The organism is Candidatus Amarolinea dominans, assembly GCA_016719785.1.
Classification (GTDB): Bacteria; Chloroflexota; Anaerolineae; order SSC4; family Amarolineaceae; genus Amarolinea; species Amarolinea dominans.
Genome location: JADJYJ010000007.1, coordinates 1 through 24,213, shown reverse-complemented (window position 1 = coordinate 24,213; position 24,213 = coordinate 1). Strand labels below are relative to the sequence as shown.

At 63.1% G+C, this 24,213-nt stretch carries 23 protein-coding genes; 14 read left to right on the top strand and 9 right to left on the bottom strand.

Translation table 11 applies throughout. The features are described 5' to 3' along the window. The first annotated feature begins 78 nt into the window (after positions 1-78). From mdh to IPM84_09970, 4 genes are all read left to right on the top strand, one after another. Positions 79-1,014: a malate dehydrogenase gene (gene mdh / locus IPM84_09985; GenBank protein MBK9093095.1), complete on the top strand. Its 936-nt coding sequence runs from the start codon at positions 79-81 to the stop codon at positions 1,012-1,014. 214 nt (positions 1,015-1,228) lie between these two features. Then, on the top strand, positions 1,229-1,996 hold the full coding sequence (locus tag IPM84_09980; protein MBK9093094.1) for an SDR family oxidoreductase: 768 nt from the start codon (positions 1,229-1,231) through the stop codon (positions 1,994-1,996). A 135-nt stretch (positions 1,997-2,131) separates the two neighbouring features. Beyond that, on the top strand, positions 2,132-2,389 hold the full coding sequence (locus IPM84_09975) for a hypothetical protein (protein MBK9093093.1): 258 nt from the start codon (positions 2,132-2,134) through the stop codon (positions 2,387-2,389). Then, the gene (locus tag IPM84_09970; protein ID MBK9093092.1) at positions 2,386-2,895 is read left to right on the top strand and encodes a dual specificity protein phosphatase family protein; all 510 of its coding nucleotides are present in this window, start codon (positions 2,386-2,388) and stop codon (positions 2,893-2,895) included. The genes IPM84_09975 and IPM84_09970 overlap by 4 nt, the downstream gene beginning before the upstream one ends. Position 2,896: 1 nt before the next feature. Here the strand turns inward: IPM84_09970 and argH are convergent, their stop codons facing one another. Genes argH through IPM84_09950 form a run of 4 tightly spaced genes read right to left on the bottom strand, consistent with a single transcriptional unit; the run spans position 2,897 to position 7,830 of the window. After that, positions 2,897-4,309, bottom strand: a complete 1,413-nt coding sequence (argH, locus tag IPM84_09965; protein MBK9093091.1) for an argininosuccinate lyase — start codon at positions 4,307-4,309, stop codon at positions 2,897-2,899. 7 nt (positions 4,310-4,316) lie between these two features. Then, positions 4,317-5,279 carry an aldo/keto reductase gene (locus IPM84_09960; protein ID MBK9093090.1) on the bottom strand — a complete coding sequence of 321 codons (963 nt, stop codon included), beginning with the start codon at positions 5,277-5,279 and terminating at the stop codon, positions 4,317-4,319. A gap of 45 nt (positions 5,280-5,324) precedes the next feature. Continuing rightward, positions 5,325-6,542, bottom strand: a complete 1,218-nt coding sequence (gene argJ, locus IPM84_09955; GenBank protein MBK9093089.1) for a bifunctional glutamate N-acetyltransferase/amino-acid acetyltransferase ArgJ — start codon at positions 6,540-6,542, stop codon at positions 5,325-5,327. 4 nt (positions 6,543-6,546) lie between these two features. Then, positions 6,547-7,830, bottom strand: coding sequence for an argininosuccinate synthase (locus tag IPM84_09950; GenBank protein MBK9093088.1), 1,284 nt, complete (start codon positions 7,828-7,830; stop codon positions 6,547-6,549). A gap of 363 nt (positions 7,831-8,193) precedes the next feature. Here IPM84_09950 and IPM84_09945 point away from each other — a divergent pair, with 363 nt between their 5' ends. The 7 genes from IPM84_09945 (at position 8,194) to IPM84_09915 (ending at position 15,899) form a co-directional block, all read left to right on the top strand. Continuing rightward, positions 8,194-8,361, top strand: a complete 168-nt coding sequence (locus IPM84_09945; protein ID MBK9093087.1) for a hypothetical protein — start codon at positions 8,194-8,196, stop codon at positions 8,359-8,361. A 73-nt stretch (positions 8,362-8,434) separates the two neighbouring features. After that, on the top strand, positions 8,435-8,809 hold the full coding sequence (locus IPM84_09940) for a hypothetical protein (protein MBK9093086.1): 375 nt from the start codon (positions 8,435-8,437) through the stop codon (positions 8,807-8,809). A gap of 61 nt (positions 8,810-8,870) precedes the next feature. After that, the gene (locus IPM84_09935) at positions 8,871-9,416 is read left to right on the top strand and encodes a GNAT family N-acetyltransferase (protein MBK9093085.1); all 546 of its coding nucleotides are present in this window, start codon (positions 8,871-8,873) and stop codon (positions 9,414-9,416) included. Positions 9,417-9,917: 501 nt separating this feature from the next. Then, on the top strand, positions 9,918-10,133 hold the full coding sequence (locus IPM84_09930) for a hypothetical protein (GenBank protein ID MBK9093084.1): 216 nt from the start codon (positions 9,918-9,920) through the stop codon (positions 10,131-10,133). A gap of 1,667 nt (positions 10,134-11,800) precedes the next feature. After that, positions 11,801-13,075, top strand: a complete 1,275-nt coding sequence (locus IPM84_09925) for an AAA family ATPase (GenBank protein MBK9093083.1) — start codon at positions 11,801-11,803, stop codon at positions 13,073-13,075. Positions 13,076-13,461: 386 nt separating this feature from the next. Then, positions 13,462-14,688, top strand: coding sequence for an NAD(P)/FAD-dependent oxidoreductase (locus tag IPM84_09920; protein ID MBK9093082.1), 1,227 nt, complete (start codon positions 13,462-13,464; stop codon positions 14,686-14,688). Positions 14,689-14,795: 107 nt separating this feature from the next. Continuing rightward, positions 14,796-15,899: an LLM class flavin-dependent oxidoreductase gene (locus IPM84_09915; GenBank protein ID MBK9093081.1), complete on the top strand. Its 1,104-nt coding sequence runs from the start codon at positions 14,796-14,798 to the stop codon at positions 15,897-15,899. Positions 15,900-15,932: 33 nt separating this feature from the next. On the opposite strand, the gene IPM84_09910 is transcribed toward IPM84_09915, so the two are convergent. Then, positions 15,933-16,460 (bottom strand): hypothetical protein, encoded by a 528-nt coding sequence (locus IPM84_09910; protein ID MBK9093080.1) that lies wholly within the window; start codon positions 16,458-16,460, stop codon positions 15,933-15,935. A gap of 149 nt (positions 16,461-16,609) precedes the next feature. Between IPM84_09910 and IPM84_09905 the strand changes: the two genes are divergently transcribed. From IPM84_09905 to IPM84_09895, 3 genes are all read left to right on the top strand, one after another. Further along, the gene (locus IPM84_09905; GenBank protein MBK9093079.1) at positions 16,610-16,840 is read left to right on the top strand and encodes a DUF2249 domain-containing protein; all 231 of its coding nucleotides are present in this window, start codon (positions 16,610-16,612) and stop codon (positions 16,838-16,840) included. A 106-nt stretch (positions 16,841-16,946) separates the two neighbouring features. Then, positions 16,947-19,034, top strand: coding sequence for a hypothetical protein (locus tag IPM84_09900; protein ID MBK9093078.1), 2,088 nt, complete (start codon positions 16,947-16,949; stop codon positions 19,032-19,034). Between the two features lie 143 nt (positions 19,035-19,177). Then, on the top strand, positions 19,178-21,250 hold the full coding sequence (locus tag IPM84_09895; protein MBK9093077.1) for a DNRLRE domain-containing protein: 2,073 nt from the start codon (positions 19,178-19,180) through the stop codon (positions 21,248-21,250). 78 nt (positions 21,251-21,328) lie between these two features. Here IPM84_09895 and IPM84_09890 read toward each other — a convergent pair whose 3' ends face one another. The 4 genes from IPM84_09890 to IPM84_09875 form a co-directional block, all read right to left on the bottom strand. Beyond that, a complete protein-coding gene (locus tag IPM84_09890; protein MBK9093076.1) occupies positions 21,329-22,567 on the bottom strand; it encodes a hypothetical protein in 1,239 nt (412 codons plus the stop codon). Positions 22,568-22,585: 18 nt separating this feature from the next. Further along, positions 22,586-23,332 carry a cytochrome c gene (locus IPM84_09885; protein ID MBK9093075.1) on the bottom strand — a complete coding sequence of 249 codons (747 nt, stop codon included), beginning with the start codon at positions 23,330-23,332 and terminating at the stop codon, positions 22,586-22,588. A gap of 73 nt (positions 23,333-23,405) precedes the next feature. After that, a complete protein-coding gene (locus IPM84_09880; GenBank protein MBK9093074.1) occupies positions 23,406-23,840 on the bottom strand; it encodes a DUF2231 domain-containing protein in 435 nt (144 codons plus the stop codon). Positions 23,841-23,871: 31 nt separating this feature from the next. Next, entirely contained in the window at positions 23,872-24,180 is a 309-nt protein-coding gene (locus tag IPM84_09875) for a cupin domain-containing protein (GenBank protein MBK9093073.1), read from the bottom strand. Positions 24,181-24,213 lie beyond the last annotated feature (33 nt).

Below are 24,213 nucleotides of genomic sequence, written 5' to 3'. Positions count from 1 at the left end.
GCTCACGCGTTTTAGCGTACAACCCGTGCTAAAACCCTGACTCAATCACGAAATCATCGTCAACAAAGGAGTATCACGATGCGCAACAAAATTACAATTGTCGGCGCCGGTATGGTCGGCGCTTCCTGTGCAGCCTGGTTGGCCGAGCGCGAGCTGGGCGACATTGTCCTGGTGGACATCCCTCAGACCGAGGATATGCCCAAGGGTAAAGCCCTGGACCTGCTGCAGGCCGGCCCGATTGTCGGTTACGACACGCGGGTGACTGGCGCCACCTCGTATGATGCGACGGCCAATTCCGACGTGGTGGTTGTCACCGCAGGCGTGCCGCGCAAGCCAGGCATGACGCGTGAGGACCTGGTCGGGATCAACACGCGCGTCGTGCGCGCCGTGGCCTCACAAATTGCGGCCACCTCGCCCAACGCGATCATCATTATTGTCACCAACCCGCTCGATACCATGACCCATGTAGCCTTCCAGGCATCGGGCTTTCCCAAGAACCGTGTGGTGGGGCAGGCCGGCATCCTGGACAGCGCGCGCATGCGCACCTTTGTGGCTCAGGAACTGGGCGTCAGCATCGAAAACGTGCAGGCGTTCGTCCTGGGCGGTCATGGCGATGAGATGGTGCCCCTGGTACGCTTCTGCAACGTGGCCGGCATTCCCATCAGCGAGCTGATGCCGGCCGAGCGTGTGGCAGCGATCGTGGACCGCACGCGCAAGGGCGGCGGCGAAATCGTCAATCTGCTGAAGACCGGCAGCGCCTATTACGCTCCTGGCGCAGCCGCGGCCGAGATGGTGGAAGCCATTCTCAAGGACAAGAAGCTGATTCGCCCCTGCTCCGCATACCTGGATGGCGAGTACGGCCTGAAGGACATCTACTTCGGCGTGCCGGTCGTCCTGGGCCGCAACGGCGTGGAGAAGATCATCGAAGTGGCCTTGACCGATGATGAGAAGGCGATGCTGCAGAAGTCGGCCGATCTCATCCGCAGCACCATGAGCGTCGTGCCGCCCGCCTGACGCCGCGAACCTGTAGGTCCGGCCTCCTGGCCGGACGACGTTGGACGAGAGAAGCAGGCCCTGCGGCGGAGGTTGTCGTCACGCCGGAGGCGTGACCTACGGGCCGAGGACTGTTGTAAACAAGAACGAACGAGCCGTGGGGGTCGCAGATGTGACCGCCGCGGCTCGTTTTGCGTCTATCTGGCAAGGCATTGAAGCAGGGAGAGCGAATAGGATGGACATTCAGGGCAAAGTGGCGCTGGTGACTGGCGGCGCGATCCGCGTGGGCAGGTCGATTGCGCTGGGCCTGGCGCAGGCGGGGGCGGATGTGGTCATCGCCTATCACACGTCGGTGACTGAGGCGCAGGCCACGGTGGCCGAGATCCATGCGCTGGGCGTGGCTGGCCTCGCCATCCAGGCCGATGTCTCGGATGTGAGCCAGGTGCAGGCGCTGGTGGCGCAAATCCAGGCTGCATTTGGCCGCCTGGACATCGTGGTCAACAGCTCGTCGCGTTTCCAAACCACGCCGGTGATGACCACCACCATCGAGGAGTGGCGCCAGGTGCTCAGCGTTCTCCTGGATGGCCCCTTTTTCCTGGCCCAGGCCGCAGCGCCGCTCATGCAGGCGCAGGGCGCGGGCGTCATCATCAACATCCTGGATCTGTCGGCCTTCGAGCCGTGGCCCAACTTCATCGCGCACAGCGTGGGCAAGAGCGGCCTGCTGGCACTGACGCGCGGACTGGCGCTGGAACTGGCGCCGGCGATTCGCGTCAACGCGGTGGCGCCGGGCGCGGTTCTCGCCCCGTCCCATTACGACCCGCAGAAGCTGCAGCAGGTGGCAGACCGCACGCTGCTCAAGCGCTGGGGGTCCCCGCAGGACGTGGCTGATGCCGTCGTCTTCCTGGCCCGCGCAGATTACATCACCGGCGAAACGCTTATCGTGGACGGCGGCGAACAGTGGGGTCGCCCTCACAAAGCGAGCGACTCTCAGCTGAACCAGTAAACGAAGATCGAGGTTTTGAATTTTCCGTACACGGTAGTAGAATCATGACAAGTGCTCTTGCCCTTATGGCACAGAGGGGCTTTCGGGCAGTCCGCGGCATTTCGATCGTGACGAGTGATTAAGGCGATGGGGCGTTTGAGCGACAGGCGTTTGCCTTCATTGCGACCACTGCATCCGGATCATCATCTAGTCGAGCTGAAACTTGATTTGTTTCGGCACTTGGCGACCGATGTGTTGATTGATTCGTTGCGCCCTGGTCAGGCGGGATCACTCAAAACCAGCGCGGATGGCACGATTCTGGATGGTCATCATCGTCTAAAAGTGCTGCGTGAGCGAGGTGTTGATGTTGATGTCTTGCCCCGTGAAGTGATTGCCAAAGGTGGTGTTTTATGAATGCGATTTACTGGCTAGATGGTCCCTGGCCCGGTCGTTTGGCGATCGTTGGCCGGCCGCGCGGGGACGACTGGCTGTCCGATGAGATCGGCCACTGGCGACGAAACGGCATCGATGTCGTTGTTTCGCTGCTTACGCCCCATGAAAGCAGCGAATTGGGACTCAGCCAGGAAGCGACCATGAGTTCGCAGCAAGGAATCCAGTTCTTGTCCCTTCCCATTCGCGATCGCGCCGTGCCGTCATCGTTTGGCGAGATGCGGACCTTCGTCGAAAGAACCGCCGCGCTGCTGTCCGAGGGCAAAACGGTCGCGATTCACTGCCGTCAGGGGATTGGGCGCTCCGCAGTGTTCGCCGCGAGTTTGTTGGTCAACGCGGGCGTCAATCTCGAGCGCGCCTTCCAGCAGATCGAGAGCGCAAGAGGCGCGGTGGTGCCAGACACGCCAGAACAGCGCCAATGGGTCGAGAAGTTTGCCGGAACGATTCAATCCGCCCTCTCACACCGCTAGATCAGCCGCCTGCCAGAATCTGCCGCGCCTGGCGTAACTGTGTCTCGACCGCGGCGGCGGCGGTGCCGCCGGGCGTGGCGCGCTGCTCCACCGAATGGTTGAAATCCCACAGCGCGGCCACATCCGCGCCAAACTGGGGCGAGATAGCCTGCAGCTCGGCCAGCGGCAGGGTGCTGAGGGTCAGGCCCAACGCCTCGGCCCGGCGCACCGCTTGCCCCACCAGGTGATGCGCCTGGCGAAAGGGCGTCCCCTGGCGCACCAGGTAATCGGCCAGGTCAGTCGCCAGCATGTCGCTGCTCAGCGCGGCCTGCATGCGGGTTGGATTGACCTGCAGGGTGCGCAGGACGCCGGCCGTGACCGGCAGCGCCAGCGTCAGGGTAGTCACCGTGTCGAACAGCGGCTCCTTGTCCTCCTGCAAATCCTTGTTGTAGGTCGAAGGCAGGCCCTTGAGCGTGGTCAGCAGGCTCACCAGGTTGCCCAGCAGGCGGCCGCTCTTGCCACGCACCAGCTCCATCGCGTCGGGATTGCGCTTCTGCGGCATCAAACTGGAACCGGTGCTGTAGGCATCAGCCACGCGCACGAAGCCGAACTGCGGGTTCGACCACAGGATCAGATCTTCGGCCAGGCGGCTGAGGTGAATGCCGAGCAGCGCGGCCCAGGCCAGGAATTCCACGACAAAATCACGATCGCTGACCGCGTCCAGGGAGTTGGCGCTGATGGCTGCAAAGCCCAGGTCTGCGGCCAGCGCGACGCGATCCACGTTGAACGGCGTGCCGGCCAGCGCGCCCGAGCCAAGCGGGCAGACGTTGACCCGACGACGCACCTCGGTCAGGCGTTCATGGTCGCGCTGCCACATCCAGAAGAAGCTGAGCGCCCAATGGCTGAAGCGTATGGGCTGCGCGGGCTGCATGTGCGTCGTGCCGGGCATGAGCACAGCGAGATGCGCCTCAGCCAGCGCGATGACGGCCGCCTGCAGGTCACGCAGCGCCGCGGCCAACTGGTCAATTTGATCGCGCAGCCACAGGCGCACATCGGTGGCGACCTGGTCGTTGCGACTGCGGCCGGTGTGCAGTTTGCCCGCGACGCCGCCGATGACCTCGCCCAGGCGCCGTTCGACCGCGGTGTGGATGTCCTCATCGCCGGCATGAGGCGCGAAAACGCCCCGTGCCCACTCCTCCGCCACGGCATCCAGCCCGGCCAGGAGTTGGTCGCGCTCGGCCAGGCTGATCAACCCGGCGCGGGCCAGCGCCCGTGCATAGGCCTGGCTGCCCCGGATGTCCGCCGCCCACAGAGCTTGATCGAACGGCAGCGACGCGTTGAACTGCTCCATCAGCGCGTCAGGCGCGGCGTCGAAGCGGCCGCCCCACAGCTTGGGCGAAGATGAAGCTGGGGGCAGTGTGCGGTTCTGTGTCATGTGCATCTTAGTCTGCCCAGCTCGACAGGTCGTTGAGGCGTTTGATCTCGTCGTCGGCCAGGCCCAAGCCCACCGCACCCAGGCTTTCGTTGAGTTGTTCCACACTGTTGGCGCCGATGATGGGCGAGGTGATGACCGGCTGCGCCAACTGCCAGGCCAGCGCGATCTGCGACACGGTCCTGCCGTGCGTCCGGGCCAGGCTCTCCATCGCCTCCAGCAAGACCCAGTTACGCTCGGTGAAGTAGCGGCGCACGCTGTTGGCGCGCGCGGACTCGGGCAGCGGCTGATCCTTGCGGTATTTGCCGGTCAGGAAACCGCCGGCCAGCGGGCTATAGGGGATGACGCCAAGCTGCTGCTCGCGGCAGAGATCGGCCATCTCACGCTCGAACTCAGCGCGGTGAACCAGGCTGTAGTGCGGCTGCAGGGCATCGTAGCGCGCCAGGCCCAGCTTGTCGCTCTGCCAGAGAGCCGTGGTCAAGCGCCAGGCCGGGAGGTTCGAACAACCGATGTAACGCACCTTGCCAGCACGCACCAGGTCATCCAGGGCGCGTAAGGTTTCTTCGATTGGCGTCTCCGCGTCGTACCAATGAGTCTGATAGAGGTCAATCCAGTCGGTCTGCAGGCGGCGCAGCGAATCTTCACAGGCCTGGATGATGTGCGCCCGGCTCAGGCCTTCACCGTTGGGGCCGTCCCACATGCGCCCGCGCACTTTCGTGGCCAGCACCACCTGCCGCCGGTTGCCGCGCTGTTGCAGCCAACGGCCGATGATTTCTTCAGAGATGCCGCCGGGATTGCCCGGATGCCAGCGTGAATAGACGTCTGCGGTATCAATGAAGTTGCCGCCGGCTGCCACAAACGCGTCCATCACCTCGGCCGCCTGGGTTTCATCCGCGGTCCAGCCAAACTGCATCGTGCCCAGGCAAAGAGCCGAGACTTCGAGGCCGGTGCGTCCCAATTTACGATATTCCATGGTTTTTCCTTTCGTCGTTCTCTCTCGCGTCCCCGTCTTGTGATCCTACGTCCGATAATGCCCGTTGATGTCCACATACGCGTGGCTCAGATCGCAGGTCCAGACCGTGGCCTGACCTGCGCCAAGCCCCAGTTCGATCAGCACTTCAATTTCTGGCTGCGTAAAGCGCGCCGTGGCTGCGGCTTCGTCATAAGGCAGCGGTTGCCCCGCGGCCACCACTTGCAGCGGCGTCAGGTTGAACGCGGCGCTGCCAAAGTGCAGCGCCACTCGATCGGGGTCAACCTGCGCGCCCGAATAGCCAACGGCGGCCAGGATGCGACCCCAGTTGGCGTCGCCGCCGTAGAGGGCCGTCTTGACCAGCGGCGAATGGGCGACCGCCTTTGCGGCCAGGCGAGCGTCTGCGTCCGAGGCCGCGCCGCTGACGGTGATGGCGGCGAACTTGGTGGCGCCTTCGCCATCGCGCACAATCTGCTGCGCCAGGCTGAGGCAGACGGCGGTCAGCGCCTGCTGGAAGGCCGTGAAAGCGGCCGAGTCGGGCGCCAGTGGGGGATTGCCGGCCGCGCCATTCGCCAACACAGCCAGCGTGTCGTTGGTGCTGGTGTCGCCATCCACCGTGACCGCGTTGAAGCTGCGGTCAACCGCGTGGCGCAGCGCCCGATCAAGCGCCGCCGGCGTGATCGCGGCGTCTGTTAAAACCACGCTGAGCATGGTCGCCATGTTGGGGTGGATCATGCCTGCGCCTTTGGCCATGCCCCAGAGGTGGACGGTTTCACCGCTCGCCAGGGTGAACTGGCCGCGGGCGGTCTTGGGCCGCGTGTCGGTGGTCATAATAGCCAGCGCGGCGCGGTCAAGCCCGTCAGCGGCCAGCGCGTTGACCGCGTCCGGCACGCCGCGCAGTAGTTTTTCCAGGGGCAGTTGCACGCCAATGACGCCGGTGGACATCACCAGGCAGGCCGTGGGCGGCAGTCCCAGCGCCTGCTCGGCCAGCTCGGCCATGCGCCGTGCGTTGGCCAGGCCCTCCACGCCGGTGCAGGCATTGGCGCAGCCGCTGTTGATGAGCACGGCCTGCATCGCGTCGCTGTTGACCGCCAGGATATGCCGGTCATACTCCACCGGCGCCGCGGCGAACTTGTTCTGCGTAAAGACCGCGGCCGCCGCGCACGGCAGTTCGGAAACGATCAACGCCAGATCGAGCGCGCCGGTCCTCTTGATGCCGGCCGCCACGCCGCTCGCCACGAAGCCGGGTATCGTCACATCACTCATCCAATCACCTCCGCGCGGCGTTCGAGTCACGCTTGAACTGCGAAAAGTCGGGCTGCCGGTACTTGCTGACGCCGCTGCCCTCGATGTCAATCATGGCCTGCACCTTCAGCGGCAGGCCGAACAGCTTGATGAAGCCTTCGGCATCCTGCTGGTTGTAGACATCGTCCTGATCGAAGGTGGCGTAATCCTCGCGGTAGAGGCTGTGCGGCGACTGGCGGCCGACCAGGATGGCCTGACCCTTGTAGAGCTTGAAGCGCGCGCGGCCGCTGACGTTGTGCTGCGTGACGTTGACGAACGCGTCCAGCGCCTCGCGCAGCGGGGTGAACCACTGGCCGTTGTAGACCAGGTCCGCATACTTGAGCGCCACCTGCAGTTTGTAGTGCAGCGTCTCGCGATCGAGCACCAGCTCTTCGATGCCCTGATGGGCCAGGTAGAGCAGAGTACCGCCAGGGGTTTCGTAGACGCCGTGCGACTTGATGCCGACCAGGCGATTCTCCACCAGGTCCACGCGGCCGATGCCATGGCGGCCGCCGATGGCGTTGAGGGCCTCCATGATGCCGAGCGGGCCGTGCGCCACGCCGTTGACGCGCACCGGCAGCCCTTGCTTGAAGTCAATCTCCAGGTATTCAGGCTGATCGGGCGCCTGCTCTGGCGCGACCGAAAGCTGGTGCATGGCCTCTTCCGGCTCCAGCCAGGGATTTTCGAGCAGGCCGCCCTCATGGCTGATGTGCCAGAAGTTGCGGTCCCGACTGTAGATGGACTTCTCCGTGGCGGTGACGGGCACGTTGTGCTTGGCCGCGTACTCCAGTGCATCTTTGCGGCTGCGAATCTCCCACTCGCGCCAGGGCGCGATGATGCGCAGGCGCGGGTTGAGCGCCATGACCGTCAGTTCGAAGCGCACCTGGTCATTGCCTTTGCCGGTCGCGCCATGCGCCACCGCGTCAGCGCCCTCCGCTTCGGCTACCTCCACCATGCGCTTGGCGATCAAAGGCCGGGCGAAGGAAGTGCCCAGCAGATATTTGCGTTCATAGATGGCGCCCGCGCGCAGGGTGGGAAAGACGAAATCGTTGAGGAATTCGAGGCGCAAGTCTTCGACATAGCACTTGCTGGCGCCGGAAGCGATGGCTTTGGCCTCCAGACCGCTCAGTTCTTCCGCCTGGCCCAGGTCAGCCGTGAAGCAGACGACTTCGCAGCCGTAATTTTCGCGCAACCAGGGAACGATGACCGACGTGTCAAGGCCGCCGCTGTAGGCCAGCACGCACTTTTTGATTTGGTGACGAACAGACATGATTGGATGAACTCCTTTGCTTGCTTGTATGGCACAAAAAAGCCACGCAGGGGACATTTCCCCTCGTGGCTTGGACGGCTACAGGTCAACGTGACCGCGTTGGTCAACGCCGCAGAGGCGTGCGACCAAACCGGTCATAACCGGCAGCCGTGCGCCTGGGCCTCCTGACGAGTCGAGCAGTCGTGATCGTAAGCATGGATGTAATGTACACGAAGAAGGGGAGTTTGTCAAAGAGATGATGAGAGGGAATCCAGGTTTGACAGGGCCAAGGGATGGGCGTACACTTGGTGGAGTGACAGGGCCACAAGGGGTGACGTTTCTAGTGGAACCGATACTGTTTCCTGCTTCAGTAGAGAGGTTCAAATGATGAATTCCAATGGAGACAACACAATGGCGCTCTACGATCTCTCGCTGCTGATCGAAGAGCTGAACGACGGCAGCGATTATCGCTATGTGGGCAGCAGTCCTGATCTACCGAACCTCATTGTGGTCGGTGATACTGTTGATGAAGTGCTATCACTGGCCCCTTAGGTGACTGCGGCGCTAATCGCTTCGATGAAAGCAGCGGGCGATCGTTTGTCGAATACCTTACAGAGCAAGAACAATGCCGAAGAAGCGTTTTGTACTTGACACCATGCCACCGCGACTGTTGGAAATCGCCTGGAAAGGTGGATGGTTTCGTGTCGAGTCAGACATCGTAATCAGGTGTGATGGAATCATGGTGGGTAGTAACCTCCAGCCCGATGATCTACTTACCGGCCATGATATTGTCGTTGCTGATGGCACGCCGCTGACGGTGCGTCTGATAGACCACCGAATCCAGGTCTTCTCTAACGAAGCAAGACTGGTAGAAAAGGAATCTCAGTGGGCCTTAGTCATGCTGTTCGGCCCTGGCCTGATCAGCGTTTTCGATCAGGTGGTGGCTGACGTCATCTATAACCTGACAAATCTGCGTACGAGTGGGAATGCATGGCTATGATAGACACTCCTATCCAAACTCGGAGAAGCAGCAAAGCAAGTCCCTGCTGAGAACATAAATCATGCTCATCACCCGCCTAGATCCAACGGACACTTTAGCCATTCAGCAGGCTGCGGAAGCGCTCGTGGCCGGCTTTGTGGTGATGGCTCCCAACGCCTGGCCCGATCTCGATGCGGCCATCGAAGAGGTGCATCAGGCGCTGCATGAGCAAAAGCTCTGCCTGGCGGCGCGAGACGACGAAGGCAGGGTGCATGGCTGGATTGGAGGACAGCACGCTTATGCGCGTGTCTGGGAGCTTCACCCGCTGGTGGTGCATCCTCGGTCGCAAGGGCAAGGCATCGGCCGCAGTCTCGTTGCGACCCTCGAACATGAGGTCAGGCAGCGGGGCGGGCTTACGATGTTGTTGGGTACGGACGACGAGACCGACATGACCACGCTGAGCGGCGTTGATCTCTACCAGGACACCTGGGCGCACGTGACTGCTATTCGCAACCTGAAGGGACATCCTTTCGAATTCTACCTGAAGTGTGGTTACAAGATCGTCGGAGTCGTGCCTGATGCCAATGGCTATGGTCGGCCGGACATCTTGATGGCCAGACGGCTGTAAGTCGCATCATCTTGCGCGATCCCAAAGCCAAACCATACTCTCTGATGTACCGACGGCGTCATTATTATCCCCTTCCTTCAGCGAGAATCGGAACTGGTAATTTTGGCGTTGATTATGATATTGTGTGGGATGTTGTCATAAAGAAAATTCCACAGTTGCAGCAAGGTGTGAAAGAAATTCTACAAAATGAGAGAAAAGGCTGAGTTCAGCCGGCAGGGGCTTGAGACAGTTACTCATGGGGCCGGCTCTTTACGGGTGATAGGGGGCCACTCGGGCTTGCCGATGAGGGGCAGTCGTCGAGTCCCTGCACCTTGAGCATTGAGACTCAATCAGGCGGCGGATGAAACCGTCACCGGCTCAGACGCTGCGTGTGGCTGAGCCGATGGGCCAATTGGGCGGGAAGGCCGCCGAACGGATCGGTCGGGTGGAAACTCAGTATCGGTCCTGCCGGCGGCGATGGTATAATTGGCATACACAAGTTTTGTGAATGCGAGGAGAAACATGCAAACCTACCGTGCTGAGACAACTATTGCTAAAGATGGAACCCTTGCTATCAAGGACCTACCATTCTTGATAGGTGATAAGGTCGAGATTATCGTGCGTAGTTACAAGCGCGAACAAAAACACAGTCCGCGTTATCCTTTGCGTGGTAAACCGATCAAGTATACTGGCCCCTGTTGGAGTGTCGCCGAAGCTGAGTGGGAAATACTGCAATGATTGTCCTGGACACACATATATGGGTGTGGTGGGTACATGGCGATGAACGACTCAGCCAAACACGAGCGGAGATTATTGAGACTCATGAGGCGGATGTTATTGGGGTCAGTGCCATTTCATGTTGGGAGATAGCGAAACTGGTCGAATATGGGCGGTTGGAACTCCCCTGTGCAGTAGATGAGATGAACAAGTATACTGCAAGCGGGCATGAATTGCGCCTGTTTCCTTGGGCGGAAAAGTGAAATCGCAATACCGCAAAACTCGCTGGCGCAAGGTCGCCCCTGGAGTTCCCGCGCGCAAGCGCTCCGCAGTGACGCCCGCGTCGGGTGCAGGTGGCAGAGTCCCAGCCCGCCCGCCGCAGGTGGGACCATGCCCCCAGACAGGCGGGGTAGCGGAGCCCATGAACCCCGCCCCCGAAGGCCCCCCGCGCCATGCGGCCCGACCCCCGCGGCCGCCCCTCGGCAGTCACCCTGTGGGCACGGCCAAGGGCGGGGCGCCGCGTCAAGACGCCCCCCGCACCCGTCCCCCGTCGGGGTGGGCCCGGAGCCCCACGGGCGGACGCCGGTAGTGCCCGGCCAGGGCCCTTGGCCCGGGGGCCCGCGGAGTGGCCGCCACGGGCCCCGGACCGTCCCCCCCTCTGACGCCTGGAGGGCAACAGCCCTCCCGCACACGCCGAGCAGCGGGGCCGGCTGCGGATCGCAGGCCCCCTCAGGTCCTGAGTGCCGCAGGTCGTTGCGTTGGCACCAGGGGGGGTGCCGGGAAACACGGGCGCGCTAATCCGTTTGTCGCGGTCCCGCCCCCAGGCATGCGGAGCGTAAAGCGCCTGATTGCTGACTCAGCCAGCCCTGAGGCCGTGCACGCGCCCCGAGGGCCGTGGGCGGCCCCCAGCCACACAGCGCAGGGTCTTGATACAGTCCCCGCCCAGCCCCGCCCCCACGCTGCCGCCCTGACAGTTGGGGCCACGCCACCGCCGCAAAAGTGGGGTGCTCTGGTGCCCCACTTCAGGCCGCCAGGCACAATCAGGTGTACACTTTAGTTCTCTGTACATGGTAGGGGTTTCTGGCTTGGAGACAGGCCCAAAACCCCCGCAGTCCTTGGTTTGAAATCTATTCCCGCTTGCAGTATATCATCCCGCGTTGTAATGCGCCACGTGTAGGCGGCAATAGGGGCCGGCTCTTCACGGGTGATAGGGGGCCACTCGGGCTTGCCGATGAGGGGCAGTCGTCGAGTCCCTGCACCCTGGCACAACATGCGGATCAAGCCATTCCGTGCAGCCTTTCGCCAGGCTCAGGGAGCGCCGACTGGGGAGAAGCTGGGCTGATTGAGAGCGTTGACGGCCCCGGCGACTGACGGTTGCCGAATAACAAAGGCGCCGGTTGCAGCACGGAGCTGATCGGTGAACCAGACTTGATCCTGCGCCACCAGACAGGAGGTGTCCCAGAACCAACGCAAACGCTGCAGTCCCTTCCCCGAGAGACAGTGGTTGGGGCCGTCAATAGTTGGCAGCGGGTGCGGGCGAGTGGTACAATTTGCTCTCTACGCCCTCCATGTGGTGCATGTGGCGCCGCGCATGACCGAACTTCCCCGGGAGCGCAAACGCGACGATGACGGCCTACCACACCGGACGGCACGAAGACGTGGAAGGTTGGAAGTGGAGGCAAAATGACATGCTGACGCAGGTCACGATATCTGGTTACAAAAGCCTACAGGGTTCGACTGCAAAGTTTACGCCGTTTACTGTGATCGTCGGACGTAACAATACCGGCAAGAGCAACTTGTTCGACGCGCTGCGGCTGCTCTCGCATTTGGCCGAGATGCCAGTAGCAGGCGCCTTCAAACCCGAGCGGCATCGCGGCGACCCTGTGGAATCCTTCTTCACTGAAAGCCAACCACGATTGAGCCTGGTTTGTGAGTTCGACCTGACCGGTACGCCTCACCCGTTCTACGGAGATCAGCCGCTCACCCATCCGAACCTACATTATGAAGTCGAGATCGTCTTCCGCAACGGTCTGCTTGAGGTGGAGACGGAACAGCTCAGAGGCCGCACGGTGTCGGGAATCAAGTACCGTCCTTTCATCACGACAGGGAGAATCGGCAAACACCGCGACGCCAATAGCGGAACCGCGGATCGAGGTGGCAAGCGACAGGTCTCGGTCAATCGCGACACGGCGAAATCAGGCAAGTCTCGCCATTTTCCCTCTCCAGCATCGCGCTCTGTGCTAACAATGATTGATGATGCCGAACTGTATCCACACGTTGTCGCTGTGGCACGCGAATTAAGCTCATGGCGGTTTTTTCACTTCGAGCCGGAAGCCCTGCGAGAACCTTCTCCCGCGATGGATATCCTCGAATTGGAGCCGAGCGGACGTGGACTGTCCGGCTTCTACGATACGCTGAGCAGTCGAGATACGGCGCGCTTCGCGTCGGCTGAGCGTGCCCTCCGACGGGGCATTCCAGAAGCAAAGGGCATCCGTTTACTAGATACAGGCGACCGTCGTCGCCTGTTGGCAGTGATACGCGACGATGGGCGTGAGTTCACCGCCCGAGTGCTTTCGGATGGCACTCTGCGCTTTCTCGCGCTACTGGCATTGGCTTACGCGCCGCAGCCGCCCGGGCTGGTATGCTTCGAGGAACCGGAGAACGGCGTACATCCCGGACGGTTGCCCTTCATCGCAGACACCTTGCGCGGGATCAGTGAACGCGGCATGGACGGCGGCCGGCGCGCGCAAGTGCTGGTCAACTCGCATTCGCCCTACCTCGTTGATCTGCTCGATCCAGCCGAGATACTGCTGGCGTCGCTCACGGAACGCGGGCAGACGAGATTCGCATCAGTCGGCCAAGACCTGTTCACGAGTCATCCGATCCTCAAGAGCATTCTTGAAAGCGGTGAGCAAACACTGGGCGAACTATGGTCTCAGGGGAGCTTCGATGTCGAGTCTTAAGTTGGGCTTCGTGCTGGAGGGCAACAGCGATTATCCCGTCATTCCTTGCCTGGCGCGTCGGGTTGTGGCAGAGAGCTTCCCGGTGATCGCTCTGGCGTCGGATTCGGAAGCAATCCGCCTACCCGTGCTACGGCAGAGATGCCCCCATTTTGATGAGTTTGCGCGCAACTTGATCGTCTGCGTCCGAGAGTGGCAACGACTGCAACTCCAGGGCCTGAGCACCCCATGAATTACCGCATTGGCGATTCCGTTCGCGGCGGCTGGACCGCGGTAACCGTGGCCGTGGCCTGCGGGGGGCGCCCAGCGGCTAATCCGGGTAACAACCGGCACAGGCAAGACAATTCTCCAAGTTTGCGAACATCTCTCGTTGCACTACAATAGCGACCATGAACTCACAGACGAAGGTCGCCATCATCGGTGGCGGGGCCGCGGGGGTCATGGCCGCGATTACCTGCGCGGAGGCGAATCCGCAGGCGCAGGTGACGATCCTGGAAAAGGCCACGCAGCCGCTGGGCAAGGTGCGCATCTCCGGTGGGGGGCGCTGCAATGTCACCCACGCCTGCTTCGACCCGGCGCAACTGGTGACATTTTATCCGAGGGGCGGCAAGGCCTTGCGCGGGCCGTTCACGCGCTTTCAGCCGCGTGACACCATCGCCTGGTTTGCCGCGCGCGGGGCACCGCTCAAGACCGAAGCGGACGGCCGCGTCTTTCCGGTGACCGATTCCTCCGCGACGATTGTGGCTTGCCTGCTGCACGCCGCGCACGCAGCCGGGGTGACGCTGCGAACCCAGGCGCAGGTGACGCGGGTGAGCCGGCCGGCGGGTGGCTTTCAGATTGACCTGGCGACCGGAGAGACGCTGGCGGCGGATGACGTGCTGCTGGCGACCGGCGCTGAACACCGGGCGTATGCCTGGGCGCAGGAGTTGGGGCACACCATTCAGCCGCCGGCGCCTTCACTGTTCACCTTCACCGTGCGCGACGCGCGGCTGGCCGGCCTGGCCGGGGTGTCGGCGCCGTTGGTGCATCTGCGCCTGGTGGACAGCGGACTCGCGCAATCTGGCCCGCTGCTCATCACGCACTGGGGGCTGAGCGGGCCGGCCGTGCTCAAGCTGTCGGCGTGGGGCGCGCGCGTGCTGCACGATCAGCACTACCAGGCGCAGTTGCGCATCAATTGGCTGCCGGCCTGGACGCGACTGGATGCCCACGATCATCTGCACGCGGTCAGAGTCGCACAGGCGCGCCGGGCGCCGGGCAGCCAGGCGCTCTTTGATCTCCCGCTGCGCCTGTGGCAACGGCTGATTCTGGCGGCCGGGGTGAGCGAGGGCCAGCGCTGGGGCGATCTGACCAGGCTGCAACTACAGCGTCTGCTGGATGAGTTGACGGCCGGCGCCTACGCCATCGAGGGCAAGGGCGCGTTCAAGGAAGAATTCGTCACTTGCGGCGGCGTGACCCTGGACGAGGTCAATTTCAAGACCATGCAGAGTCGCCGCTGCCCTGGTCTCTATCTGGCCGGGGAAATCCTGGATGTGGATGGTGTGACCGGCGGTTTCAATTTTCAGAGTGCGTGGACCACCGGCTGGCTGGCTGGAAACGCGCTCAGCCGTTGCGGGTAGCCCTGGACAGAGAAGAAAAACACCGAGTCGAGGATCTCACGCAAACAGGAGCAAACAGGAGCAAACAGGAGCAAACAGGAGCAAACAGGAGTAAACAGGAGTAAACAATGGAAGTCCAACTGTCCCCTCAGCCCGCTGCACGCAGCCGTGCGTTCGAACTGGGTATTTATTCTTTCGTTGAGCTGACACCTGACCCGCTCACCGGCGCCAGTGTGAATCCGGCCCAGCGCGTCCACAATCTGCTCGAAACCATTGAATTGGCGGATCAGGTCGGTCTGGACGTCTTTGGGATTGGCGAGCATCACCGGCCCGATTTTGTCTCTTCCTCGCCGGCGACGATTCTGGCTGCCGCGGCTGCGCGCACCAAGCGCATCCGCCTGACCAGTGCGGTCACGGTCCTCAGCTCTGACGACCCGGTGCGTGTCTTTCAGGACTTTGCCACGCTCGATCTGCTCTCCAACGGCCGCGCCGAGATCATGGCCGGCCGCGGTTCGTTCATTGAGTCGTTCCCGCTGTTCGGCTATGACTTGAAAGACTATGACAACCTCTTTAGCGAGAAGCTCGACCTGCTCTTGAGCCTGCGCGCCTCCGAACGCGTCACCTGGTCGGGCGTCCATCGGCCTCCATTGCGCGATCTTGGGGTCTATCCGCGGCCGGTGCAGCAGTCACTGCCGGTCTGGATTGCGGTTGGCGGCACACCGGAGTCCATTGCGCGCGCAGGCCGGCTTGGCTTGCCGGTGGCGCTCGCCATCATTGGCGGCGCGCCCGAACATTTTGTCCCGCTGGTGGAACACTATCGAGAAGCGGGCCGTCGCGCCGGCCATACCCAGCTCAGTCTTAGCATCAATTCGCATGGGTTTCTGGCCGACAACTCGCAACAGGCCGCGGACGATTACTTCCCCAGCTACGCCCTGATGATGAACAGGATCGGACGCGAGCGCGGTTGGGGCAACATCGGTCGCCAGCAATTCGAAGCGTCGCGGCGGCTGCGCGGCGCGGACTTCGTCGGCGCCCCAGAGGAAATCAGCGCGAAAATTCTCTTCCAGCACGAGCTGTTCGGTCATCAGCGGCTGCTCCTGCAGCTTGGCGTGGGGACCATCGCGCATGCAAAGGTGATGCGGGCCATCGAACTGCTCGGTACGCAGGTGGCGCCAGTGGTGCGTGAGGAGATTCAGCGCCGCACCGCGGCGCCGACCGCGATACCAGGTTAGGGCTTCGAGTGTCCTTCCACTTCTTGCGATACATCACTTGCGCTTGCGGCGCCAGATAAAGGCTGCACCCAGCACAGCCGCTGCGGCTGCCGGCAGGGCCGCCAACGGCGCAGCCGTCGGCGCAGGCATCCGATCTACACCGGCCGCCAGATCCGCCAACGTCGCAGCCGTCGGCGACTGCACGGTCACCGTGGCCGCATCCGTTGCCGTCACCAGGTTGACCGGGCCGGCGTTATAGGCCGACCAGGTTCCCGTATTGACCGTGGTGACATTGATGATCGTGCTTGTGGTCATGAACGCCGATGCGGTGGGCGACAACGCGAAGGGAAAACCGTTGAGAATCGAACCCAGCTCACTGTCGTCGAGGTCGTGCAGATTGAGTTCCACGGTGCCGGTGTTCTCCACCGTGTAGCAGTAGGTCACCTCAGTGCCGGACGCCACGGTGATTTCATCAGTCAGGGCGCAGGTATTCGGGTCGGCGCCCACCGTCTTGTTCAGGGTGATGGCCGCCTCTTGCTGCCAAATCCAGGCGCAGGCCCCGGCGACTGCAAGTCGCTGCAACGACTGCGAAGCCCACCTCGTGGGCTGTGCATCAGGGCTGAAATGCGCGCTCCTGACCTGTAACGCTCTGCTTTGTCTCTACGGCCAAAACGTGCTATTATCTACCCCTACCTGACCCGACATCAACAACCATGAGGAAACAGTGCAACATGAGTAACGAAACCGTCCTGGATATTCGCCCGATTCACCCGGCTCAGCGCCACCCCTTGATCTTCGACCTGTTCGATGGACTGGAAGCGGGCGGAAGTTTTATCTTGGTCAATGACCACAATCCGAAGCCGCTGTACTATCAATTCCAGGCGGAGCTGACCGGTCAGTTCACCTGGGAATACCTGGAAGAAGGCCCCGCCATGTGGCGAGTACGCATCGGCCGCCGTTGAGTTGACGCCATTTACCACGCACCTGCGGCGCGACATGATGGCGCCATGAGGGTGGTGGCACTCGCAGACTGAGGACTGAACCCTAGTCGCTCCAGGAGGACGCCCAATGCAGAACCAACGCCGCTGGCTACCGATCCTGATCCTTATCCTGATCGTTCTGTGTCTTGTGCTCTATTTCCTGCTGCGTCCGCTCATCCCTATCATTCCTGGGACACCCACCCCCACGCCGACGAGCGTGCGTGACCTGCGCACGCCAACCGCCACCGCCACCCGCACACCCACCGCCACCCCCACACGTAACTACATCCTGGTGCGTCGCGACGACTACCAGCCGACAACGCCGCTGCCCACGAGTTTTCCCGCCCTCGCCTCTCACATTGATGTCATCTGGGATGACGTTCATTCCATAAATAACGAGCTTGATTGGTCCGCAATTGAAACCCAAGTCGCTCAGATTGCGGCCCAGCACGTCACACTGGCTAACGGCACCGCGATTCCGCGTCCGGTCTGGCTGACCCTGCCTGTCTTCTGGACGCAAGGTGATCCAGGTAAGTGCGACTACAGCGGACCAGTGGATTATCTTCTGACCGTGGCCCCCCCGCTGGCGCCTGTCGGGCAAAAGGTGCCGGCCTTCAACCACAGCGGCTTCAAGGATCAATATCGCCGCTTCGTCCTGGCCGCCGGCCGCCAGTGGAACAACGACCCCCGCATTGCTGGCGTCATCATTGCCGGCGGTTATGACAACGAGACGCAGATCGGCGCCAATTATTGTCATGTACTAGGCAACGACGATTACTTCCCGGTCACTAAGCAGCAAATGACCGACTTTGTCACCAACGCCATCGAGGCTTTTCACGACGCCTTCCCTGACAAGCCAGTCTACCTCAACTTCGCGCCGGCGCCGACTGACCAAGCCCGTTGCGACTGGGTCAACCTGATGCTCTCCTACAACCCACGTCACATCGGCGTTGGCTTCAACGGCATGAGCCCGGACGTGCCTGCCTTTGTCGAACACCCGCCCGTCCTCACCACCACCCCTACGCCGTCGGGCCTGGACTGCGGCTCGCTGGAGTTGATCAAACGCTACGCGGAAATCTTGCCCGTCAAGTTCGAGCCGGTAACGGGTTTCCCCAGCGGCAATAATTCAGAGCTACAATGGCGCTACTGGTCATGGTTGGCCGCGCTCAATGCGCGCGTGGACTTCGTGGATGTCCAGGACCCCTGGTTCTGCAGCCCGACCGATGGCAACGACATATGCACCACCCCGCCCACGCTCAGCCTCAACGCCGTGCAGACGCCCAATCCCGCGACGGGCGATGCCGTCTTTCCCGTTCTTTTTAGTGACTGGATCGAACGCCAACTGGGTAAGACCGCCGCTACCAATGACCAACTCTGGGTGGTCTTGCGCGAGACGGAGTATCCGATCGGCACTCCCAAGCCAACTCCCGATACCTACTGCAACGGTTACTGCAGCGGCTGGCCCGGCGACTTCGAGCATTACATCAAGGTCATCGCGACATCGCCTGCGCCGCTTCACCTCAGCGCCTTCTGCGGGATCACCCCCACTGCTTCTAATCCTCTGCCCTGCAACACTCCCGGCTTGCCGTTCCCAGTCGCGTCCATCTACTCGCGCCACGCCAAGCAGATGCAGTCCGCGCTGCTGGGATTCGATGTGGTGGACACGGTCCACGCCGGGCGCCAACTGAGCAACGTGACGCTGCGCCTGGCGTATGTGGACAACGACCCTAGCGATTTCTATATCATCTATACGTCCGATGCGGATGGCACGCCCCAGCCGCTGACCATCAACCGTCAAGGCACCGGCGCCTGGCGCTGGTACACCTCGGCGCCGTTGACCCTCTTTGCCGGCAATCGGCTCGACAACGGAGCCGACATCCAGATCAAATACACCGGCTCAGGCGCCAAACCGATCCTGCACATGCTCTGGCTCGACCTGCGCAATGCCGGCACCCCGACCGTGACCCCCACCGCGCCGACGAACACCCCCACCGCGCCGACGCCTACGCGCCGCCCCTTCGCGCCCTGGCCCTCACGCCGCGCACCTGGACGCCGACCATCACGCCCACGCGCACCTGGACGCCGACTTCGACGGCTACCCCAACGCCGACGCCGACTATCACGCCGACGCGCACCTGGACGCCGACTTCGACGGCTACCCGGACGCCGACTGTGACCATCACACCGACGCCGACGCACACCCCGACCCCGACCATCACACCGACGCCCACGGCTACCCGGACGCCGACTGTGACCATCACACCGACGCCGACGCGCACACCGACCGCGACCGACACGCCGACGCCGACTAACACGCCAATGGCTACGGACACCCCGACGCCAACCGACACCCCAACCGTTACGCCGACGGCTACGGACACCCCAACCGCAACCGATACGCCAACGGCTACGGACACCCCGACGCCGACCGATACCCCCACGGATACCCCGACGCCGACCGACACACCAACGCCGACCGACACGCCGACCGCGACCGACACCCCAACCATTACGCCGACGGCTACGGACACCCCCACCGAAACGCCGACCACGGTTCCCACCGGGGTGGTCATCCTGCAGCAGGGGCGCGCCGGTTACGAGGGCGGCGGCGATGCGGCTATCCGGGCCGACGCGCCCACGGCCAATTTCGGCAAAGAACCGCTGCTGGCCGTGCAGTCCGGCGGCCGCTCGGCCGTCCTGCTGCGCTTCGACCTGCCCGACCTGAGGGGCTTCGCCGATGTCTCTAAGGCCACGCTGGAGATTCACGCCCGTCAGCGTTCGGCCAGCACCCGGCTCTTCATCGCGGCCTACGAAGTGACGCAGGACTGGGATCCGGCGACAGTGACCTGGCAGGAGGCGGCCGCGGGTACCGCCTGGGGGACGCCAGGCGGCGACAAGCGTCAGGCGCCGGCAGCCACCGGCGTGCTGCTCAGCGACCACATCTGGTACCGCCTGGACATCACGCCGCTCGTGCAGCGTTGGCTCAGCGGGCAGACGCCCAACTTCGGACTGCTGATCCGGGCCACCAGCGATGCGCCGGTGCGTTTCGATCTCGCCAGCAACGAAATCACCACGGGCGCCTTGCAGCCGCGCCTGGTGCTCAACTATCGCCCGGTGACGCCTACGCCAACGCCGACGGCAACGGATACGGCCACCTCGACGCCGACCGACACGCCTACTCCGACCGCCACGGATACAGCCACCCCGACGCCGACCGACACGGCGACGCCAACTCCGACCGAGACGGCTACGCCGACCCCGACCGCCACGGCGACGCTAACGCCGACCGCCACGGCCACGCCTACTCCGACCGGGACGGCCACGCCGACCGCGACCGACACGGCCACGCCAACCGCGACCGAGACGGCCACACCGACGCCGACTGAGACGGCGACGCCAACGCCGACCGCTACGGCCACGCCAACGGCGCTGACTCCGACCCCGACGCCGAGCGGGCCGGGTCAACCCACGGCCACGCCGGGCATTATCACCAGGCCAACCGGCACCCCCACTCCCGGCCTATCCCCTGCGCCGACCGTCCTTGCGCCCGTGGCGACCACCACGCCCGTCGCCGGGATGCAGGCCAGGATCGAAATCGTGTGGCCGCACAACGGCGCGGCGGTCAGCCAGGCCGATCAAGCCAATGTCACGGCCTATCTGTTTGCGGATGGCAATCTGAACCCGGTGAGTTGCAGCGCCACGCCCACCGTGCGCCTGTGGATGGCGCAGAACAGCGAGCCAGCGACCTTCGTGGGCCGCGGGGACAAGCGCCTGGCCACCGATGCCGGCCGCACCTTCCCGGTGTGGGACTTCAACGACGTGGATGTCAGCGCGGCGCGTAATGCCGCCAACACGCTGCACTTCTTCGTCACCGTGGATGAGGAGAGCGCCGCGCACAACGTCTGGTCGCATGGCAGCAGCCCGCTGACCCGCCCGGCCGCGGTGCGGGCGCCAAGCGGGGTGGCGGCCGGACGGCCGTTGGCCCTCGATGCGCGCATCGTCTCGGTGCAGAGCGCCGGCAACCTGCCGGTGGCGCAGGCCACGCGGGGCATGCTGAGCGTCCATCTGTTCGTAGCCAACAGCCTGCAAGCCGTGGTGGGCGACCGCGCCTGGCAGCCTGATGTGCGCCTGCATTGGGCGGTCAACAGCGGCGTGGATCAAGCACCGCAGGGCATCGCCGGCGCGCCGCGGTCGCTGACGGTCGGCAACGTCACCTTCACCGCCTGGGACTTCGCCGATTTCGACCTCAGCCTGGCGCGCGACCCGGCCAATCAGATTTACTTCTGGGTGGATGTGCCCGGCGTGCCCACCTTCAGCAACGTCTGGGTCTACGGCACAGACACACGCACCTATCATCCCCTGGCCGATGTGCCCGCAACCAACTGCCGCTGACACGCAAAAATCCCTGCGGGCCGTGACGATACTCACGGCCCGCAGGGACTGGGTTCAAAACGGGGGCAAACGATTCGTTTAGTTTGCGGCGCGGCCGCTTTCGGCAAACGGTGCGACGCTCTGACTTTCCAGGCGTGACCAGCCTTTGCGTGCGATGCGCCACAGATCAAACACGATGGGAATCAGTGAAGCAGCCCACAGCGCGTAGGCTGTGCCGTGCAGGACCGTATACGAATCGGTGATGAAGATACTGGCCCAAAGAAACACGCCGCCCAGGTGAACGGTGAGCAGAGTAAACCAGTTGCCGCCTAACTTAGCCGGTTCGTTCGGCAAGAAAAAGCGCGTGAAGAGGTAGGGCAGCAGCGCGTAAGCGAACTGCAGCACCCAGCCGTAGATCAAGGCCTGCGGCGCATTCTGTTCGATGCCCGCGCCGGGGAAGCCGGGAACCTTCAGGATGATGAGCGGCGCCACCAGCACTGGCGCAATGATCCACACATAGGATGTGAGCAAGTGCCACAGGCCCGGCCCCCACGCGCTGCGCTCGCCTCTCAGCGGTTTGATCACATTGAGCAGCAGCCAGCCCGTGGCGCTGAGGTGCAGCAGAATGCCTGGCACCGTAAACCAGGTGGATTGCACCCACGGGCCGAGCACAAGGAGCAAGGCGCCCAGGGTCATCATCCAGAAGATCGGCTTGAGCGACTGCGGCCAGGCCAGACTGCGCCCCGCAAAATCGGGGTAGAGATCCACGATCAGCCCGGCGAAGACCAACGCCATGAAGCCCCAGTTGTTGGCGTGAATATGCACCTCGATTGGAACGGCGATGCGCAGCCACTCACCCCAGCCCATCCACAGGCCGGTGCCAACGATAATTCCGAGCAGGAAATAGCTCAGTCCGGCCAGGTAGAAGATGCGCCCGCTGGGCGCCGTCCTCGCCGGTGTCACGGCCGCGCCGCGCAGTTCATGTACGTGCTGCACCAGCATGGATGTCGCCACAAAAACCAGCGTGCCGCCCACGAAGATCAGCGGGGTGTTGACCAGGGGAATCCCCACGAGCAGGGTAAGCAACCCTGCGTTGAGGATGAGCCAGATGTCCCAACGAATGCTGGGCCGCGGCCGCCCGCTGCGCGTCGCCACCAGGATGGGCAATAGTCCGAAGATGATCTCGGTCAGTGTGCCCAGGGTGATCAGGTGAACCCGCAGCCAGCGCAGGCCGTTGAACCAGGGGAGGAGATTCAGGCTTGCCAACGACGAATCCAACGCCGCCAGGACGGCCAGCATGATGTAGAGCAGGGCGAACAGAAAATAGGGATTCAACATGAGGTCTCTCCGATGCAGCTATTCGATCAAGCCGGCTGCGTGCAGCAGATCGTGCGTCTTGCTGAACATGTCAGCCTGGGCCTGCGTAATCGCGCCATCCTGCACCAGTTCGGCCAGCACCGCGGCCTGGCGTTCAGCCGGATTGCCGCTGCCCGAGTCATGCGGGGATGCAGCCATGTGATCTTCCAGCGCGGCATGCACGATGGTGAAGTTGTCTGCTTGCGCCTGTGTGATCTGGCCTTTGGCCACGGACTGCGCCAGAACCTCGGCGCGCTGCGCCGCCTCGGCCTGTGGATCGTATGCAGCGCCGCCCACTGCCTGGCCCGGCTTCACATCGCCGCGGCCCAGGGCGCGCACGTAGTTGATCACATCCCAGCGCTGCTGCTCAGTCAACGCCTCTTTCCAAACCGGCATGGCCGTGGTAAACGAGACGCCGCCCTCGCTGATGCGCCAGAACAGATAGTCATCGCCCATCATCTGACTGGTGTGGGCAACCGCCGCGGGCGCAGGGTTCAGGCTGGCGCCGGCCGGGCCATCGCCCATGCCGCCGTCGCCATGACAGGTGGCGCAGTTGGCCGTAAAAACGGCCGCGCCCCGCGTCAGCGATTCCGCATCAGCCTTCACCGGGCTGGATAATCCGGCATACGGCGCCGGAACCTGTGCGCGATGGCGCTCCATCATGCCGCTCGCCATGCCCATCCCCATGCCCATGCCTGCGCGCTGTTGCCTGGCGTCGAAGCGACCTGGGGCGCCGGCGCGCTGCACGCCGCAAGCAGCAGCAGGCTCAAGACTGATAACAGGGACAACCGAGAAAACGAGATACGATTCATGTTCAACCTCATGGTGCGATGGCCGAGACCCCGACGCCAAATGTGTAGACCAATTCGCCGCCATACAGACCGACCACAACGATCAGAGCGACGCCGATCAGTTGAATCACCGTGTGCAAGATGCGTTTGCCAGGGCTGTAGACGCCCTTGCTGCGATACGCGCAGAGGGCCTGCATGCCGAAGATCACGAACGTAGCGATCCCCAGCAGTTTATGGGTGTTGAGGGTGGCCAGCGCCGGGCTGTCCGCGGGGACGCCTTGCGCAGCGAGCAGGCCCGTGATCAGAGTGACGAGCGTGCCGGCCAGGCCAAGCAGCAGGGTGTACCACGCGGCCTGGTCGAAGTTTTTACCTTGCCACAGCCGCCCGGCCCAACTGAAGGCGACGCTGCTGAGCAAAAGGGCAATGGGGAAGTGAACGAAGAGAGGGTGCAGATTGGTCGGCATTGGAATACTCCTGTCAATCCTGTGTGATTTCTTACGCCAGCCGCGTTGCCAGGAAGGCCAGCCGGCTGTCGGCTTCGATGCCGCGCTTCGCGCCTTCCGGGGTGAAAACCGTAGCGCCCGCCGCGACCGCGAAACGCTCATCGTCCACCTGCATCCAGCCGCTGCCGTCGAGGAAGTGATAGATGGCGGTTGCCTCTGGATGCGGGGGAATCTTCTGCCCAGGCTCCAGCCCGGCCATGATCGTCTTGAACTTGTCGCTCTCGGCCACAACCTGCGGCTGTGGGCCGGCCGGCGAGAATATCACCTTTTCCTGCCAATGGGGAACCAGTACATGGGTCATGTCAACTCTCCTTGCTTCTGACTCATCGAGATG